This is a genomic window from Amycolatopsis sp. lyj-108 (assembly GCF_046549005.1).
In the GTDB taxonomy this organism is placed as follows: domain Bacteria; phylum Actinomycetota; class Actinomycetes; order Mycobacteriales; family Pseudonocardiaceae; genus Amycolatopsis.
The window spans coordinates 116,536-132,687 of sequence record NZ_JAJPWQ010000001.1 but is presented as its reverse complement, the minus strand read 5'-3'; the positions used below and the strand labels follow the sequence as shown (position 1 = coordinate 132,687).

At 68.1% G+C, this 16,152-nt stretch carries 16 protein-coding genes and 1 pseudogene; 11 read left to right on the top strand and 6 right to left on the bottom strand.

Annotated features, from left to right (window positions below; genetic code table 11):
- Positions 1-19 precede the first annotated feature (19 nt).
- Positions 20-628: a PadR family transcriptional regulator gene (locus tag ACLJO0_RS00655; RefSeq protein ID WP_125781715.1), complete on the top strand. Its 609-nt coding sequence runs from the start codon at positions 20-22 to the stop codon at positions 626-628.
- A gap of 118 nt (positions 629-746) precedes the next feature.
- Positions 747-1,420, top strand: a pseudogene (locus ACLJO0_RS00650) (class I SAM-dependent methyltransferase).
- A 70-nt stretch (positions 1,421-1,490) separates the two neighbouring features.
- On the opposite strand, the gene ACLJO0_RS00645 reads toward ACLJO0_RS00650, so the two are convergent.
- Complete coding sequence (locus ACLJO0_RS00645) at positions 1,491-2,249, bottom strand: SDR family NAD(P)-dependent oxidoreductase (RefSeq protein ID WP_410576120.1); 759 nt, start codon at positions 2,247-2,249, stop codon at positions 1,491-1,493.
- A 160-nt stretch (positions 2,250-2,409) separates the two neighbouring features.
- Between ACLJO0_RS00645 and ACLJO0_RS00640 the strand changes: the two genes are divergently transcribed.
- Complete coding sequence (locus ACLJO0_RS00640) at positions 2,410-3,720, top strand: UDP-glucose dehydrogenase family protein (RefSeq protein ID WP_410576119.1); 1,311 nt, start codon at positions 2,410-2,412, stop codon at positions 3,718-3,720.
- 66 nt (positions 3,721-3,786) lie between these two features.
- Here ACLJO0_RS00640 and ACLJO0_RS00635 read toward each other — a convergent pair whose 3' ends face one another.
- Positions 3,787-4,365, bottom strand: coding sequence for a TetR/AcrR family transcriptional regulator (locus ACLJO0_RS00635; protein ID WP_410576118.1), 579 nt, complete (start codon positions 4,363-4,365; stop codon positions 3,787-3,789).
- 112 nt (positions 4,366-4,477) lie between these two features.
- Here ACLJO0_RS00635 and ACLJO0_RS00630 point away from each other — a divergent pair, with 112 nt between their 5' ends.
- Together ACLJO0_RS00630 and ACLJO0_RS00625 are read left to right on the top strand one after the other, a co-directional pair.
- A complete protein-coding gene (locus ACLJO0_RS00630) occupies positions 4,478-5,671 on the top strand; it encodes an FAD-dependent monooxygenase (RefSeq protein WP_410576117.1) in 1,194 nt (397 codons plus the stop codon).
- Between the two features lie 184 nt (positions 5,672-5,855).
- Positions 5,856-7,619 (top strand): gamma-glutamyltransferase family protein, encoded by a 1,764-nt coding sequence (locus ACLJO0_RS00625; RefSeq protein ID WP_125790606.1) that lies wholly within the window; start codon positions 5,856-5,858, stop codon positions 7,617-7,619.
- A gap of 201 nt (positions 7,620-7,820) precedes the next feature.
- Here ACLJO0_RS00625 and ACLJO0_RS00620 read toward each other — a convergent pair whose 3' ends face one another.
- From ACLJO0_RS00620 to ACLJO0_RS00610, 3 genes are read right to left on the bottom strand one after another with little or no spacing between them, the layout of a single operon-like run.
- The gene (locus ACLJO0_RS00620) at positions 7,821-8,699 is read right to left on the bottom strand and encodes a VOC family protein (protein ID WP_410576116.1); all 879 of its coding nucleotides are present in this window, start codon (positions 8,697-8,699) and stop codon (positions 7,821-7,823) included.
- Positions 8,692-9,210, bottom strand: coding sequence for an RNA polymerase sigma factor (locus ACLJO0_RS00615; RefSeq protein WP_396554460.1), 519 nt, complete (start codon positions 9,208-9,210; stop codon positions 8,692-8,694). The genes ACLJO0_RS00620 and ACLJO0_RS00615 overlap by 8 nt, the downstream gene beginning before the upstream one ends.
- Before the next feature lie 53 nt (positions 9,211-9,263).
- Positions 9,264-10,694, bottom strand: a complete 1,431-nt coding sequence (locus ACLJO0_RS00610; RefSeq protein WP_410576115.1) for an MFS transporter — start codon at positions 10,692-10,694, stop codon at positions 9,264-9,266.
- Positions 10,695-10,802: 108 nt separating this feature from the next.
- Here ACLJO0_RS00610 and ACLJO0_RS00605 point away from each other — a divergent pair, with 108 nt between their 5' ends.
- The 6 genes from ACLJO0_RS00605 (at position 10,803) to ACLJO0_RS00580 (ending at position 15,911) form a co-directional block, all read left to right on the top strand.
- Positions 10,803-11,636: a helix-turn-helix transcriptional regulator gene (locus ACLJO0_RS00605; protein ID WP_410576114.1), complete on the top strand. Its 834-nt coding sequence runs from the start codon at positions 10,803-10,805 to the stop codon at positions 11,634-11,636.
- A 63-nt stretch (positions 11,637-11,699) separates the two neighbouring features.
- Positions 11,700-12,548 (top strand): hypothetical protein, encoded by an 849-nt coding sequence (locus tag ACLJO0_RS00600; RefSeq protein ID WP_410576113.1) that lies wholly within the window; start codon positions 11,700-11,702, stop codon positions 12,546-12,548.
- A gap of 58 nt (positions 12,549-12,606) precedes the next feature.
- A complete protein-coding gene (locus tag ACLJO0_RS00595) occupies positions 12,607-13,749 on the top strand; it encodes a sensor histidine kinase (protein WP_410576112.1) in 1,143 nt (380 codons plus the stop codon).
- Between the two features lie 19 nt (positions 13,750-13,768).
- A complete protein-coding gene (locus tag ACLJO0_RS00590) occupies positions 13,769-14,437 on the top strand; it encodes a response regulator (RefSeq protein WP_410576111.1) in 669 nt (222 codons plus the stop codon).
- A 578-nt stretch (positions 14,438-15,015) separates the two neighbouring features.
- On the top strand, positions 15,016-15,186 hold the full coding sequence (locus ACLJO0_RS00585; RefSeq protein ID WP_158632582.1) for a hypothetical protein: 171 nt from the start codon (positions 15,016-15,018) through the stop codon (positions 15,184-15,186).
- Positions 15,186-15,911: a Crp/Fnr family transcriptional regulator gene (locus tag ACLJO0_RS00580; protein WP_410576110.1), complete on the top strand. Its 726-nt coding sequence runs from the start codon at positions 15,186-15,188 to the stop codon at positions 15,909-15,911. The genes ACLJO0_RS00585 and ACLJO0_RS00580 overlap by 1 nt, the downstream gene beginning before the upstream one ends.
- A gap of 10 nt (positions 15,912-15,921) precedes the next feature.
- On the opposite strand, the gene ACLJO0_RS00575 is transcribed toward ACLJO0_RS00580, so the two are convergent.
- Positions 15,922-16,050, bottom strand: coding sequence for a hypothetical protein (locus tag ACLJO0_RS00575; protein WP_410576109.1), 129 nt, complete (start codon positions 16,048-16,050; stop codon positions 15,922-15,924).
- Positions 16,051-16,152 lie beyond the last annotated feature (102 nt).

The following is a 16,152-nucleotide window of genomic DNA, read 5'->3' as shown; positions in this document are numbered from 1 at the left end:
TCGTGGACGAGGAGGCATCGTGAAGCGGCGGAAGGTCGGGAACCTGCTGGCGTTGGCGATCCTGTCGACGCTGAACGAGCGCCCGATGCATCCGTACGAAATGGCCTCGATCCTGAAGAGCCGCGGCAAGGACCGCGACATGGGGATCAAATGGGGCTCGTTCTACACGGTCGTCGGCAACCTGCGGAAACACGGCTTCATCGAGGCCGTCGAGAGTGGCCGCGAGGGCGCCCGTCCCGAACGCACGGTGTACCGGATCACCGACGCCGGCCGTGACGAAATGCTCGACTGGCTGCGCGAACTGCTCGGCGAACTCGCGCCGGAGGAGCCGAAGTTCGTCGCCGGGCTGTCGGTGCTGGGGTGGCTCGGGCCGGACGAGGTCATCGCCCTCTTCCGCACCCGGCTGGCGGCGCTGGACGAAGACATCGCCTCGACCCGGGCCGAACTGGCGCGGCTCATCGAGGAGATCCCGCGGCTGGTGCTGCTCGAGCTCGAGTACCACCTGGCGATCCGAGCGGCGGAAGCCGAGTGGGTCCGCTCGATCCTCGGGGAACTGACTTCCGGCTCCATGCCCGGTCTCGCCGAATGGCGGGCCCTGTTGGCCGAAAGGGGGAGCACCGGCCGTTGAAAGAACCCCGGCGAGGTGTTGCAGCACCCCGCCGGGGTGACGATCCCGCAACCGGAACCCGGCCACGAGACGGCACTTCGAGAATAGCCGGGCTCCGGGAAACCACCCTGGAGTGACCATGACGAACATCAAGGACAGGAAGCGGTTCAAGCTCATCCCGGAGATGGGCGGCGCGCTGGCGCGGAACTACGCCCGGCAGCGCGGCACCGAACCGCAGATCGAACTCTGGCGGAAGCAGGCCCGCGAACTCACCGCCGGCCTGGCGGAAGGCGCGAAGATCCTAGAGGTCGCCTTCGGCCCCGGCTACTTCGCCGTCGAACTGGCGCGGCTGGGATTCTCCGTGACCGGACTGGACGTCGCGCCGACCTTCGTCGAGATCGCGAGCGAGTACGCACGGGCCGAAGACGTCGACGTCTCCTTTTCCGAGGGCGACGTCGCGGGGATGCCGTTCGACGACGAGTCGTTCGACTTCGTCGTCTGCCAGGCCGCGTTCAAGAACTTCGTGTGGCCGGTGAAGTCGCTCGACGAGATGTATCCGTGCTGCGTCCGGGTGGCACGGCCGTGGTGCAGGACATGAACCGGGACGCGACCGACGGCGACATCATGCGTGAGGTCGCGAGCATGAAGCTCCGCAAACTGGCCGCTCTCGGTGTGCGGCAGGCGCTCACCGGGCTGCGGCGGCGCGCTTACACGCCTGTCGACTTCAGTGGGCTGGTCGCGGAAACCGCGTTCCGGACCTGCGAGGTCACCACGGCCGGGATCGGCCTGGACGTCCACCTCGCCCGTCCCTGACGTGCTATGAAAGGTCCTTTCCTTGCAAATTTTGCAAGGAAAGGACCTTTCATAGCACGCGCGGGGAGGCTCAGCGAGGGGCCATGCGCAGCGAGCCGTCCATCCGGATGACCTCGCCGTTCAGGTAGTCGTGGTCGATCAGCGACAGCGCGAGCTGCGCGTACTCGTCCGGCCGCGCGAGCCGCTTCGGGAACGGGATGCCTTCGGCCAGCGAAGCGCGGAACTCCTCGCTCACCGTCGCCAGCATCGGGGTGTCGACGATGCCCGGCGCGATGGTCAGCACCCGGATCCCGTGCGACGCGAGGTCGCGCGCGGCGGGCAGGGTCATCCCGACGATGCCGCCCTTGGACGACGAGTACGCGACCTGCCCGATCTGGCCGTCGAAGGCGGCGACCGACGCGGTGTTGATGATGACGCCGCGCGCGTTGTCGGCCAGCGGCTCGGTCTTGGCGATGGCCTCGGCGGCCAGCGTCAGCACGTTGAAGGAGCCGATCAGGTTGATCTGGACGACCTTCGCGTACAGGGCGAGGTCGTGCGGGCCCTTCTTCGAAAGGATCCGCGCGGACGGCCCGATCCCGGCGCAGTTCACCACGGTCCGCAGCGGCACCCCGGACTCGGCGGCGGTCGCGACGGCCGTCCGCACCTGCTCCGGGTCGGTGACATCGGCCTCGACGTAGGTGATGTTCTCGACCTGCTCGGCGTTCGCGATGGCACCGGCGAGGTCCAGCGCGAAGACCCGCGCGCCCTTCGCGGCGAGCGCCTTCGCGGTCGCGCCGCCGAGCCCGGACGCGCCACCCGTGACCAGCGCCGCGGTATCGGTGATCTGCATGTTCTCCCTTTCGTCGACAACCGGGTCCAGGTTAACGCTCGTTCGCATATCGGGGGCGCGTGTGTTGGCTCACGTCGAGGCGAAGCATGTCTTGAGGAGTATTCGGGCCTGAAGCGTTCCGTTCGCTTACAGGTCAACTCCGGCTGTCACCTTCAGCAGCATGAGCACTGCTCGGATCGTGGTGGTGGGGACCGGTTACGTCGGATTGACCACGGGAGCCTGCCTGGCGGGCCTGGGACATCGAGTCACTTGCGTCGATGTCGACCGGGCCAAGGTCGCAAGGCTCTCCGCCGGACGGGTGGACATCCTGGAGCCGGGATTGTCCGAGCTGGTGTCGAGGGGGCTGACGAGCGGAAGACTCGAGTTCGTGGTCGGCGCGCGCGATGCCGTTCGCGACGCGGAGGCCGTTTTCCTTTGTGTGCCGACGCCGATGGGCGCGGGCGGCTCGGCGGATCTGCGGGCCGTCGAGGCCGTGACCACCGAGATCGGCGACGTCATCCCTTCGGGTTGTGCGCTGGTCACCAAATCGACCGTCCCGGTGGGAACGTCGAAGCGCATCCAGGCGATGCTCGGCCGCACGGACGTGCCGGTCGTGTCGAATCCGGAATTCCTGCGCGAGGGCACCGCGGTGGAGGACTTCCTCGGTCCCGACCGGATCGTCGTCGGCTCGGACGACGTCGCGGCCGCCCGCTGGGTCGGCGATCTCTACGCCGACCTCGCCGCCCCGGTCGTCGTCGCCGACGCGGCCAGCGCGGAACTGGTGAAGTACGCGGCGAACTGCTTCCTCGCGATGAAACTGTCCTATGTGAACTCGATCGCCGAACTGTGCGAACGCCTCGGCGCGGACATCGACCTGGTCACCGAAGGCATGGGCTACGACCGGCGCATCGGCCGCTCGTTCCTCAAACCCGGCCCCGGCTGGGGCGGCTCGTGCCTGCCGAAGGACACCAGCGCGCTGGTCCGGGTCGCCGAGTCGGTGCAGTACGACTTCACCCTGCTCACCTCGGCGATCGAGGAGAACATCGCGCAGCGGGACCGGATCGTCGCGAAGATCGCCGGCGCCGTCGGCGGCACACTGGCCGGTTCGCGGATCGGAATCCTCGGGCTGGCGTTCAAGGCCGGGACGAACGACCTGCGCGACTCGCCCGCCCTCGCGGTCGCTTCCGTGCTGGGCGCGCTCGGCGCGGACCTGACCGCCTACGACCCCGCCGTCGGCGGCCACATCGACGGCATGACCGTGGTCGACGACCCGTACCAGGTCGCGAAGGCGGCCGACGCCGTCGTCGTGCTGACGGAATGGGACGAGTTCAAGCGGCTCGACTGGACGTACATGGCCGAGCAGATGGACGGCGACGCGGTCGTCGACACGCGCAATCTCCTGGACCCGCAACGGATCCTGGACGCCGGGCTGTCGTGGCAGGGCGTCGGGCGGCCGCGGGCGGCGCTGCGGCGGAAGGTCGCCGTCTCCTGACCCACCTGCCTCCCGCGGGTGTCATGAAAGGGTCGTTCAGGACATTTTTCGTCCTGAACGACCCTTTCATGACACCAGGGAGACGAGCTTCATCAACCCGTCCACGACCTCCTCGGCCGACGGTGCGTTCTCCGGGGCGAGCATGTGCTGGAGCATGACGCCCGAGTTCAGCGCCGTGGCCACCGCGCCGATCCGCCGCTCGTCAGCCTCGGTGAGGGTGTCCTCGTCGATCCCGAGGATGCCCGCCGCCATGCCCCGGCGGCCTTCGCGTTGAGCGGCAGCGAGTTGTTTTCGGAGCTCAGGGTGATGCTCGGACTGCACGAACGCCTCGACCGAGGCGATCCACAGCTGCCGGTTGCGCCCGTAGGAGTCGATCATCGCGCGCCAGGATGCCCGGTACTGCTCGTCCGCTGAGGCGTGGGGATCGACGGCGCTCATCATCTCCCGCTGGACTTCCCGGCCCCACTCGTCCATCGCCTGCGAGAACGCCGTCAGCAGCAGGGCTTCGCGCGATCCGAAGTGGTAGCCGATCGCCGCGTGGCTGACCCCGGCCGCCGCCGCGATGTCCCGCACCGTGGTGCGTGACCAGCCCTTTTCCTTCAAGCACTGGATGGCACCGGCCATCAGGTCCTCGCGATTACCCATGCCGAGATCCTAGACCACACGGTTTATCCACTTGGTTTAACCAACTGGATTGACCAATCGTGCAAATCTGCCGTACGGTCGGTCCCATCACCACGAACCCCAGGGAGCAGCCATGAAGACCACCGTTCTGATCTCCGGCGCCGGCATCGCGGGCCCGGCTCTCGCCTTCTGGCTCCGCAAGCGCGGTTTCGCGCCGACCGTCGTCGAGCGCGCCCCGGCCCTGCGCGAAGGCGGCAGCGCGGTCGATTTCCGCGGCGAGCAGATGACCTTGCTCAAGCGCATGGGAATCCTCGAGGACATCCGCGCGAAGGAGACCGCGATGGGCGCGCAGGTCATCGTCGACACAAGAGGCAAGAAGGTCGCCCAGATGCCGTCGGTGTTCTTCAGTGGCGAAGTCGAGATCGAGCGCGGAGACCTGACGCGCATCCTTTACGACCACACGAAAGACGACGTCGAGTACGTCTTCGGCGACTGGATCACCGGCCTGGACGAGCTGTCGGACGGTGTCGATGTCACCTTCGCCCACAGTGAAGCGCGCAGATTCGACCTCGTCGTCGGCGCGGACGGCCTGCACTCCGGAGTGCGGCGGCTGGCCTTCGGCGAGGAGGAGCGGTTCCGCACCGACCTCGGCTTCCACACCGCGGGCTTCACCGCGCCCAACCACCTCGACCTCGACCACCTCGGCCAGATCTGCAGCGTCCCCGGCCGGACGGTGATGGTCGCCAGTGGCCGTGACCGCTCGGCACTCAACGTCAGCTTCGTCTTCGCGTCCGGGCCGCTGGATGTCGACCGACGCGATGTCGAAGCACAGAAGAAGGCCCTCGCCGAGCGCTACGCCGACTTCGGCTGGGAAGTCCCGGCACTGCTGAAAAGCCTCGGCGACGCCGACGCGCTGTACTTCGATTCGCTCAGCCAGATCCACCTCGACAAGTGGTCGCGGGGCCGGGTCGTGCTGCTCGGCGACGCCGCCTGGTGCGCGGGTCCGGGCGGTTCGGGCACCGGACTCGCGATGATGGGCGCGTACGTCCTGGCGGGTGAACTCGCCGCTGCTCACGGTGACCACGAAGCCGCTTTCGCGCGCTACGAAGAGAAAATGCGTGGTCCCATCAAGGTTTCGCAGAAGCAGGCGGCCGGGATCGGCACGTTCCTCGCGCCGAAGACGCGGTTCATGGTCGGCTACCGGAACTTCCTGTACCGAGTGCTGGGGTCGAAGCCGATGACGGGGGTGTTCACGTGGCTGACTTCGCGCGCGGCCAACGCGGCGACGCTGGAAAACTATGACGCTCCGGCCGCTGTTCGAAGCTAGTTTCGTGCCGGTGGCCAGGCGCAGAACTTCGAGCAAGGGCGCAGCGCCTATCGCGATCGCACGGTCGCGGTGTTGTGGACGCGCGCCTGGTACGCGGGGACCTCCCGCCGGAGGTTCAGCAGCTCACTCACCTCTTCAGCTTCTGGGACTGAAAAAGTAGTTAGCAAAGCGTAGTATCAGCCAAGTGTTCACGACCAGGCCGGAACTGGCCGGCACCCACGGCATGGTGGCATCGACGCACTGGCTGGCTTCGGCCACCGGCATGGCGGTGCTCGAAAACGGCGGCAACGCCTTCGACGCGGCGGTAGCGGCCGGGTTCGTCCTGCAGGTCGCCGAGCCGCATCTGTGCGGTCCGGCGGGGCAGGTCCCCGGCATCTTCGTCACCGCCGCAGATCGAACGCCGCGTGTCCTCGCAGGTCAGGGGGTGTCGCCCGCGGCGGCGACGCCCGAGTACTTCGCGGATCTCGGGCTCGACCTGATCCCCGGCAGCGGTCTGCTCCCCGCGACCGTGCCGGGGGCGTGGGACGGCTGGCTGCTGCTCCTGCGGGATCACGGCACGAAATCGCTGCGCGAGGTCCTCGGTTACGCGATTTCCTATGCGCGCAACGGGATTCCGCTGGTCAGCCGGGTCGGTGACACGATCCGCGCGGTGCAGGACCTCTTCACCGAGCACTGGCCGACGTCGGCGGCGCTCTGGTTGCCGGACGGCAAACCCGCCGAGGGGCTGCATCGCAATCCGGCGCTCGCGGACACGTGGGAGCGGCTGGTCGCCGAGGCCGAGTCGGTCAGCGGACGCGAGGCGCAGATCGACGCCGGACGCCGTGCCTGGTCGCAGGGTTTCGTCGCCGAGGCCATCGATTCTTTCAGCCGCAAGGCGTTCCGCGACGACTCCGGTCGCGATCACGCCGGTCTGCTCACCGGTGAGGACATCGCGGGCTGGGAAGCGACGTACGAGGACGCGTTGCAGGTCGACTTCGGTGACTGGGGCCTGGTGAAGATGGGCGCCTGGACGCAAGGTCCGGCGTTGCTGCAGCAGGCGCGGCTGCTGGACGGCCTGCGCGACGAACTGTCCTATGTGGACGGAATTCCGACGGAACGCACCGTGCACTTGGCCGTCGAGGCGACGAAGCTGGCCTTCGCCGACCGCGAGGCTTGGTACGGGGATTCCCCCGACGTGCCGATCGAGTTGCTGATCTCCCGTGAATACGCGGAAACCCGCCGGGCCTTGATCACCGAAGAAGCGTCCGCAGAACTCCGGCCCGGTGGACCCTCGCCGAGGCTGCCCGCGATTCTCGAGAAGCTGCGCGGACTGGAATCCGGTTCCGGAGCGACGGGGGAGCCGACGGTCGGGCCGCTGGGTGAGACCCGGGGCGACACCGTGCACATCGACGTCGTCGACGCGGCCGGGAACATGATCTCGGTGACGCCGTCGGGTGGCTGGCTGCAATCGAGCCCGACGATCCCGGAACTCGGTTTCTGCCTTGACTCTCGTGGGCAGATGTTCTGGCTGGAACAAGGCCTGCCGAACTCGCTGGCGCCGCGGAAGCGGCCGCGGATCACGCTTTCGCCGTCGATGGGCCTGCGCGACGGCGAGCCGGTGCTGGCGTTCGGGACCCCGGGCGGCGACCAGCAGGACCAATGGCAGCTGTGTTTCTGGCTGGCGCACACGCTCGGCGGGCTGAACCTGCAGGAGTCGATCGACTCGCCCGCATGGCATACGACCGCGTTCCCGAGTTCGTTCTATCCGCGCTCGTGGACGCCGCGGGAACTCGTGGTCGAGTCACGGCTCGGTCAGTCCACAATGGACGCGCTAGCCGCGCGCGGACACGCCGTCGTCGATGCCGGACCTTGGGCGCTCGGACGGCTTTCCGCCGTTTCGCGTTCCGGTGGTCTCTTGCGTGCCGCCGCGAACGCGCGCGGAATGCAGGGCTACGCCGCCGGTCGCTGACGCTCACCATGCCGTGAAGGCCTCCTTCCCTACCCTCAAAGTAGGGAAGGAGGCCCTCACTACGTGGACCCAGGCCCTAGATTGTCCACAATGCCTCCCAGCTGTGGACAACTCGGCTCACGTCCGTTTCCCCGCCCCCATCGGCGATAGACTGGCTTCGGGGTCGCCCCCCTGGGACGGGCGGGGGGTTTGGGTAGTGACTCAAGAGCGCGGCTGTTCCCAGAGCCAGAACTCGATGCCCTGGTCGTCCACGCAGTCGGCGCTCAGGCCGTAGGGCTGCTGTTCGGTTTCGCCGGCCTGGCCGCCTTGGGCCCGGACACGGTCGAGCGCGGCGTCGAGGTCGTCGACGGCGTACATGACCTTCCAGCCCACTTGGCGTCCCGGGCCGCCCCAAAGTCCGCCTTGCAGGCCGGAACCTTCGACGCCCCAGCCGCCTTCGACGCGTCCGGGCGAGAACTGCCAGCCGAGAACGGCGCCGTAGAACGCCTTCGCGCGTTCGTCGTCCGGGACCTGGAAGGTGAAGTAGCCGGCTTCGCCGTGCCGGATCGGTTTCACGTCGGACGAGGGACGCGGAGCGGCTTGCGACACCAGCCACCGCTGGCCGTACGGGTCCTTGAGCGTCCCGCTCAGCCCGTGGCCTTCGTCAGCGACGGGCCGCTCCAGCACACCGCCCAGTTCCGCGGCCCGCCGCGCGGACGCGTGGGCATCCGGGACTTCGATCCGGATCAACGTGCCGCCCTCGGGCGCCACCACATTGCCCAGTTCGGGGAATTCATCCGCGAACATCAGCACGCTGTTCCCGATGGCCAGTTCCGCGTGCCCGACCCGGCCGTCCTCCATCACGATCGGATCGGACCGCCGCCGCGCCCCGAACACCTCGACATAGAAGTCGAGCGCGGCCCGCGCGTCGGTGACCACGAGATAGGGCGTCAGCGAACGTACTTCAGCTGTCTCCGTCTGAGTCATATCGGCTCCGTTCAGGACGGCGCGACGCAGGTTGTCGCGCAATTCGGCGGCGAAGAGCGGGTCAGGATCGAGAGGACGCGAAGGTGCGCGAAGCGCGTCGAACGGATCAGTCATCGCGACCCTCCTTCTCCTGATAAGCACGCCGGAACGCGGCACGGGCCCGCACGAGCAACGCCTCCGTGGCGTGCACCGTGCGCTCCAGATGGTCGGCGACCTCCGGTACCGGGAGGCCGTCGACGTAGCGAAGCGTCAACGCGGCTTGGTGATGCGCCCCGAGCGACGCGAGTACATCGCGCGCCAGAAGCGCGTCCAGCCGCTCGTCCCACGGATCGGTGTACTCCTCCTCGTGGACGAGTCGCAGCCCGCGTTCCTCGCGTTCCTTGCGCCGCCAGTGATCGGCGAGCTTGTGCCGGGCGACGCCGATCAGCCACCCGGTGCTCACTGCAGGCGCGTATTCCTTGCGACAGGACCTCACCGCGCCGAGGAACGTCTCGGACGTCAACTCCTCGGCGAGGGTGCGATCACCGCACCGGGACAGCAGGTACCCGTAGACCTCCGGCAACGCCGTCTCGTACAGCGACAGCAGCGCGAAGGCCGGGTCCCGGTGCACCCGTGGTTCCGTCACATCCCCATCGTCGCTCGGGGAGCCGGAACTCCGACGGGTGAAATCGAACTTTCTCAGTTCCGCGGATCCGGCAGCCGCCGCGCCACCGTGATCACACCGACCGTCAGCACCGCCTGAATCCCGATGACCAGCACGAACGCGCCCTTCATGCCGAGCGGACCCGCGCCGGCGGAAGCGAACAAAGTCCCCAGCGTCGCCACCCCCAGCGCCATCGCGGCCTGCTGCGACGTCGTCAGCATCCCGCTGCCGACCCCGGCGATCTCCGGCGGCACCTTCGACAACACGATCCGGAACACCGTCGTCATCGCGAGCCCCTGACCGAGACCGCACAGCAGCATCCCCGGCACGAAATCGAGCACCCCCAGCTCCGGCCACCCCAGCAGCACGGTGCCGATCAGTGTCAGCAGCCCGAGCAACTGCACCGAAAGCCCGACGGTCACCACCCGCTGTCCGAACCGTGTCACCAGGCGGCTGCTGACCAGGCACATCGCGAAGAACGCGAGCGAAAGCGGCGCCGTCACCAGGCCGGCCCCCAGCGGGCCGAGGTGCAGACCGTCCTGCAGCGTCACCGCGAACACGAACATGAACGCGCTGAACCCGATGAAGAACGGCACCCCGACCAGCAACCCTTGCCGCACACTCGGCATCCGCATCACCGACGGCGGCAGCAGCGGCACACCGCCCTGGCGTTCCATCCGCCGTTCGACGTGGACGAACGCGGCCGCGGCGAACGGGAAGACGACGAGCAGCGCGACCGTCCACAGTGGCCAGCCCAGCACGGGCCCTTCCGCCAACGGCAGCAGCAAGGACACCAGGGCGATCGCCAGGAAGACCGTGCCGGGACGGTCGATGCCGAGCGGATTCCGCGAGCGGCTCTCCGGGATCAGCCGCCGCGCGATCACCAGGCCCGCGATCCCGACGGGCACGTTGACCAGGAAGATCGGCCGCCAGCCCGTGCCCCACAGATCGGCGGCCACCAGCGCCCCGCCGAGGAACTGGCCGAGCACCATCGAAAGTCCCGCTGTCGCGCCGTAGAGACCGAGTGCCTTGGACCGGCGCTCGCCGGTCGTCGTCGCCTGGATGATCGACAGCACCTGCGGCAGCATCAGCGCGGCCGCCGCCCCTTGCGCGGCCCGCGCCGACACCAGCGTCAACGCCGTCGGCGCGATCCCGCAGAGCAGGGAAGTGACGGTGAACGCGGCCAGCCCGATCAGGAACAGCTTGCGGCGGCCGAAGGCGTCGCCGAGCCTGCCGCCGACGACGAGCAGGACGGCGTAGGCGATCCCGTAGGCCGCGACCACCAGTTCCAAGGTGGCCGACGAGGTGCGGAGATCCGACCCGATCGCGGGCAGGGCGATGTTGACGATGAAGAAGTCGATGAGGGGAAGTGCCGCCCCCAGCAGCACAGTGACCAGGCCCGCCGAAGTCAGGGCCGGTCCGGCGGCGACGCGGGCAGGCGTCGCCGGAACTTGCGTCGAGGTCATGACTACCACGATCAGCCGATCGCGAACCTGGTACCAGGAGTGTGTTTATCCTGGTACCACTACTACCTGGTAACCGGCTTCGAGCTTTGCGAACCTGATGAGGTGACCATGACCGTCGATTCGCGAGTGGCCGAGGTGCGGCGGCACGAACTGGCCGCGTTCCTGCGCAGCCGCCGCGAGCGCATCACCCCCGACCAGGTCGGCCTGCCGATCAGCGGCAGGCGCCGCACACCGGGGCTGCGCCGCGAAGAGGTCGCGCAGCTGGCCGGTGTCGGGGTCACCTGGTACACGTGGCTCGAACAAGGACGCGACATCAACGCGTCCGACCAGGTGCTGGACGCGATCTCCCGCACGCTGCGGCTCGACCCGCACGAGCACAAACACCTGTTCACCCTCGCCGGCGCGCCGGAACCGTCGCTGGAAAAGGACTGCAAGCTCCTCAGCCAGAACATTTACCGGATGATGGACAAACTGGAGCCGTTCCCGGTCTGCGTGCGCAACGCGCGGTGCGACATCCTCGCCTACAACCGGGCCTACGACTGGCTGATGGGCGGCATCGACGCGATCCCGTTCGAGGAGCGCAACACCCTGATCCAGTGCCTGACCAACCCCGAGTGGCGCCGCAGGCTCCCGGACTGGGAGCTCAACCTGCCCCGCGCGATCGCCGGTTTCCGCGCGGCGATGGCCGGGCACCTCGCCGAACCGGCGTGGAAGAACCTGGTCAAGCGGCTGCGGCAGGAGTCGGAGCTCTTCGAGCGGATGTGGAAGGAACACGACGTCTCCAGCGAGCGGATCGTCCTCAAGCGGTACCTGCACCCGGACGTCGGCCTGCTGCGATTCGAGTTCTCGTACCTCTACCTCGGGCGGCGTTCCGAGATCTCGCTGGCGACGCTCACCCCGGCCGACGAGGAAACCGCGGCGAAACTGCCCAGCTCCTTCTGAAGGGGGAGGCGGACCAGGCTCGCGAGGGAGTCTTTCCCCGGCGGGAACGCCGACGCTGAGAGCATGACCGCAGCAGTCTCCGCCCCCAAGATCTCCAGTTCCCGCTTGATCGTCTGCTACGCCGCGATCCTGGGCACCCTGCCGTACCTGACCCTCAAGGCATCCTGGGTCACCGGCGGCAGCCTCGGCCTCCGCGATCCGTCCTTTGTGGACTCCCAGCTGATGCTCTTCGCGAATCTGCTCACCGGCGGGATGGACGTCGTCGCGGTGATCCTCGCGCTGGCGTTCACCTACTCCTGGGGCCGCCGGATCCCCGCGCCGCTCGTGCTCTTCCCGATCTGGATCGGCACCGGGCTGCTCGCCCCGATCGTGCTGAACCTGCCGGTGATCGTCGCCGACCTGATGAAACCGCAACTGGCCGAACTGCCACTGGAGAACTGGGTCTGGGCCGTGGTCTACGGCGGCTTCGCCTGGCAGGGCATCCTGCTGCTGACCGCGTTCGTGCTCTACGCCCGCGACCGCTGGTGGTTCGTCGTCACCGGCACCGTGCGGCCGGGGACGATCGGCGTGGCGGGCCTGCTCGGCATCACCGCCGCACTCGTCTCCGCGATCGGCCACTCGATCTGGGCGTTCGGCTCCGGCGGCATGTCGGCCCGCGGCCAGGACGTGGTGATCGCGGTGCTCAGCGTCCTCGCCGCGATCGCGCTGGCGACCGTGGCACGAGGCCGGTTCTGGCCGCGGCTGGTGCTGGTGTGGACCGGCGCCGGGGCGATGGCCGGCTCGGGAGCGTGGGGGCTGTTCGGCGCGTTCACCATGGGATCCGGCGGTCAGGTGCCGGTGCTGGCCGTCCAGGCGATCGGCGGGGTGCTGCTGATGACGTCGGTCCTGCGGCGGCTACCGCACGCGGCGTAGCCGAGAAGCCGCTTTTCAACGGACGCGACTCGCCCCCACCACGGGTAGCTTTCGTGCTGTGCTGCTGAAAGAACGGTTTCCGTGGAGCCCATGGGTGGGCCGCGTGCTGCGCGTGGTGCTGCCGCTGGGTTTCGTCCTCGGTGCCACGAGCAGCGCTTCCCGCTGGCAGCCGGACGCGCCGCCGCTGACCACGTCCGGCGTGTTGTGGCTGATCGCCACCGCGGTGCCGCTGCTGATCGTGCACCGATTCCCGATGACGGTCTTCCTGCTCACCTCCGCGCTGACGCTCGGTTACTACGCGTCGGACAACCCCGGCGGGCCGGTGATCGTGCTGCCGACGATCGCGTTGTTCGTGCTCACGAAGATCCGCGGGCCGATCGTCGCCGGGATCACCGGCGGATCGCTCCTCCTGGCGACCGGGGTCGCGTTGTTCGTCCGGCACGGGTTCGACGGCTTCGATCTGCGAGCCGGGCTGGGCCTGGTCTGGGTGGTCGCGGTCGTCGGGGTCGGGACGGCGGTGCGCAACGGGATGGCCGCCGCGCGGGCCCGCCGCGAGCAGGCCGACGAGCACCGACACCGGATGGCCGAGCAGGAGCGGCTCACCATCGCCCGCGAGGTGCACGACGTCGTCGCGCACAGCCTCGCGATGATCAACGTGCAGGCCGGGGTCGCCGCGCACGTCGCCGACAGGCGTCCTGAGCAGGCGAAAGAAGCGTTGCTGAACATCAAGGAGGCGAGCGCTTCGGCGCTGAAGGACCTCCGCGCGACGCTGGCCGTGCTGCGTTCGGGTGAGGACAAGGCGCCCGCGCCGAGCCTTACCCAGGCCGAAGAGCTTTTCGAGCACGCGCGGGCCGCCGGGCTGGAGGTCCGCGTCGACGGCGAGCCGGGTGAGCTGCCCGCGCCCGTCGACGGCGCCGCGTACCGGATCCTCCAGGAATCGCTGACCAACGTGGTCCGCCACGCGAACCAGGCGAGCGGTGTCGACGTCAGGTTCGAGCGGAAAACCGGTGCGCTGACGTTGCTCGTCCGCGACGATGGCCGTGACGCCGTCGAACCCGCGCCCGGCCACGGGCTGCGCGGGATGTCCGAACGGGCGGCCGCGCTGGGCGGCGCGCTCACGACTTCCGTGGTGGACGGTGGTTTCCAAGTGCGCGTGGACTTACCCATACCAGGAGAGAATCGCGGCATCCAGGAGAGCTGATGAGAACAGTGGGGGAACGATGACGATCCGGGTGGTCCTCGCCGACGACCAGGTGCTGGTGCGCGCCGGTTTCCGGGTGTTGCTGGAGACCGAAGACGGATTCGAGGTCTGTGCCGAGGCGGGCGACGGTGAGCAGGCCGTCGCGGCCGCCGTCGAACACCGGCCGGACATCGTCGTGATGGACGTCCGGATGCCCGGCGTCGACGGCCTCGAAGCGACGCGGCGGATCACCGCGCATCCGGAGCTGGCCGGGGTGAAGGTCCTGGTGCTCACCACTTTCGACGTCGACGAGTACGTCTACGAGGCGTTGCGTGCCGGCGCGAGCGGGTTCCTGTTGAAGGACACCGATCCGGTGGAGTTGCTGCGGGCGCTGAAGGTGGTCGCCGCGGGCGAGGCGCTGCTCGCGCCGACCGTGACCCGGCGGCTGATCGCGGAGTTCGTCGACCGGCCGGAGAACCGCCGCATCGACGTGAGCGCCGTCCGCGAGGTCACCGACCGCGAACGCGAGGTGCTCGGCCTGGTCGCCGGTGGCATGTCGAACGACGAGATCGCCGCGCATCTGGTGATTTCGACGGCCACCGCGCGGACGCACGTCAGCCGCATCATGACCAAGATCGGCGCCCGCGACCGAGCGCAGCTGGTGGTGCTCGCCTATGAATCCGGTCTGGTCAGCCCTCGCCGGGGCTGAGTGAGATTCCCCCAAAAAGCTGAGATTGCCGAAGTTCGTCACAGGTCACGGGTCGTGATCGAGCGCGCTGGATTGCTGACCCTCCGTTAAAACGCCCTCGATCCAACCCCGCTGCGGGCAGCTCCGGCAGGGTCGTGCATCTGCACGTGCATCGTCACGGTCGCTAGACCTTCGCTTCGACCAGGGGAAATGTCGGGTTCGGCGAAGTGGCGGCCGATTTCCGTGCGGGGCGTCCAACCGATATGCCCGTACGGCCAATCCGGATTTCCCGGTGTTCTCACCGGTGATCCGCGAAAACTGGCGGCCTTTTCGGACACGGTCCGTGACTTTCTTCTTCGGTGAGCGTCGAAGCAATTGTCACTTTCCGTCGTGAAATGGCCGAATAGGGGCACCCTGTACGAGTGCCGTGAGCATCGGGTTGCTTCCTCGCAATGCCGCTGAGCAGTACTCTTCGGAAGAACGGCCGCAGGGCACGTCACCTACAGGACGTGATTCTCACCCGGCCGGGCAGGGGCTTGATCGCTTTCACTTCTCACTGGGAGTCACCATTGACGGCAAATACTCCTGATCCCCTTCTGGTGATCACCGCGGGCGTCGTCGTTCTCGCCTACATCGTTTTCGCCGCGATCCTCACCCGGCTCTTGCTCGCCGGAAAGGTCGCTCAGCCGGCGAAGGTCATCGGGTCGGTCGCGGCTCTCGTAGCCGGGCTCCCGGCGATCCTCTACGCGTTCGCGGCGGTGATCGGCTGATGGGCGCGGACTTCCTGGCGGCGGCCACCGAACGCCAACGACAGCGGCTGCTCGAACTCGGCAGACACGTCGACCACCCGGCAGGCGCCACCCTGATCAACCAGGGAGAGCCGTCGCCACCAGTGCTGATCCTGCGCTCCGGTTTCGTGAAAGCGTCGCGGACGGCCCAGGGTGACACGGTGCCGATGATCGTGGACCTGCTCAGCGCGGGTGAGGTCCTCGGCGTCGAAGCCTGCCTGGCTCGCCGCTCGAGTCACCTTTCGTTCGTGGCCACGAAGCCGGTTCGCGTGCTGGAGATCCCACAGGACGCCTTCCACGGCTTTCTCGGCGAAGACAAGCAGGCGATGGCGTGGATCGCCGCCGACTCGGCCCGCCGGCTGCGGCGGCGGGACACCGCGCTGGGTTTCGCGACGGCCAAGGTGCGGAGCAGGCTGACCGCGTTCCTGGCCCGGTTGCAGGCGCTTTACGGAATTCCGCACGCGGAGGGGATCGTCATCGATGTGGGACTGAATCACGCCGACATCGCGTCCGCGATCGGCGCTTCCCCCGCGTCGGTGAACGCCGAAATAACGAAACTGAAGAAAGAGGGCTATCTGACCACGGGATACAAGACGATCCACGTGAAAAAGCGCCTGCGAGAGGACGGCCCGCCGCTTTTCCCGCTTCCTGCCCGGCCGCAGCGGATCCCGCAGATGCGGCTGGGCAGGCGGGTGGCGATGGGGTGAGCGGACGAGGTCAGCCGCGCTTCAGCTGAAGCGCGAGCCGTATGACGAATACGACGGCCAGCGCGGCGACCAGGGCGATTTCCCAGGCCATGGCGGCTCCTCCTCGTCCGGCATCCGAACGCTCCGATGCTCTGCTCATAAGGCGCATCACCGGGGGAGGACGTTCACCGACACGGCCTAACTCACACTTTCGGACTAATGCCACGCCCACCACAAGTGCAATGAAAGGTCCTTTCATTGC

Excerpts from the sequence above, each read along its gene's own strand:
- ACLJO0_RS00645 (WP_410576120.1), bottom strand. The coding sequence starts at position 2,249 with ATGCAGATCACCGATACCGCGGCGCTGGTCACGGGTGGCGCGTCCGGG.
- ACLJO0_RS00640 (WP_410576119.1), top strand. The coding sequence starts at position 2,410 with ATGAGCACTGCTCGGATCGTGGTGGTGGGGACCGGTTACGTCGGATTG.
- ACLJO0_RS00635 (WP_410576118.1), bottom strand. The coding sequence starts at position 4,365 with ATGGGTAATCGCGAGGACCTGATGGCCGGTGCCATCCAGTGCTTGAAG.
- ACLJO0_RS00630 (WP_410576117.1), top strand. The coding sequence starts at position 4,478 with ATGAAGACCACCGTTCTGATCTCCGGCGCCGGCATCGCGGGCCCGGCT.
- ACLJO0_RS00620 (WP_410576116.1), bottom strand. The coding sequence starts at position 8,699 with ATGACTGATCCGTTCGACGCGCTTCGCGCACCTTCGCGTCCTCTCGAT.
- ACLJO0_RS00610 (WP_410576115.1), bottom strand. The coding sequence starts at position 10,694 with ATGACCTCGACGCAAGTTCCGGCGACGCCTGCCCGCGTCGCCGCCGGA.
- ACLJO0_RS00605 (WP_410576114.1), top strand. The coding sequence starts at position 10,803 with ATGACCGTCGATTCGCGAGTGGCCGAGGTGCGGCGGCACGAACTGGCC.
- ACLJO0_RS00600 (WP_410576113.1), top strand. The coding sequence starts at position 11,700 with ATGACCGCAGCAGTCTCCGCCCCCAAGATCTCCAGTTCCCGCTTGATC.
- ACLJO0_RS00590 (WP_410576111.1), top strand. The coding sequence starts at position 13,769 with ATGACGATCCGGGTGGTCCTCGCCGACGACCAGGTGCTGGTGCGCGCC.
- ACLJO0_RS00580 (WP_410576110.1), top strand. The coding sequence starts at position 15,186 with ATGGGCGCGGACTTCCTGGCGGCGGCCACCGAACGCCAACGACAGCGG.
- ACLJO0_RS00575 (WP_410576109.1), bottom strand. The coding sequence starts at position 16,050 with ATGAGCAGAGCATCGGAGCGTTCGGATGCCGGACGAGGAGGAGCCGCC.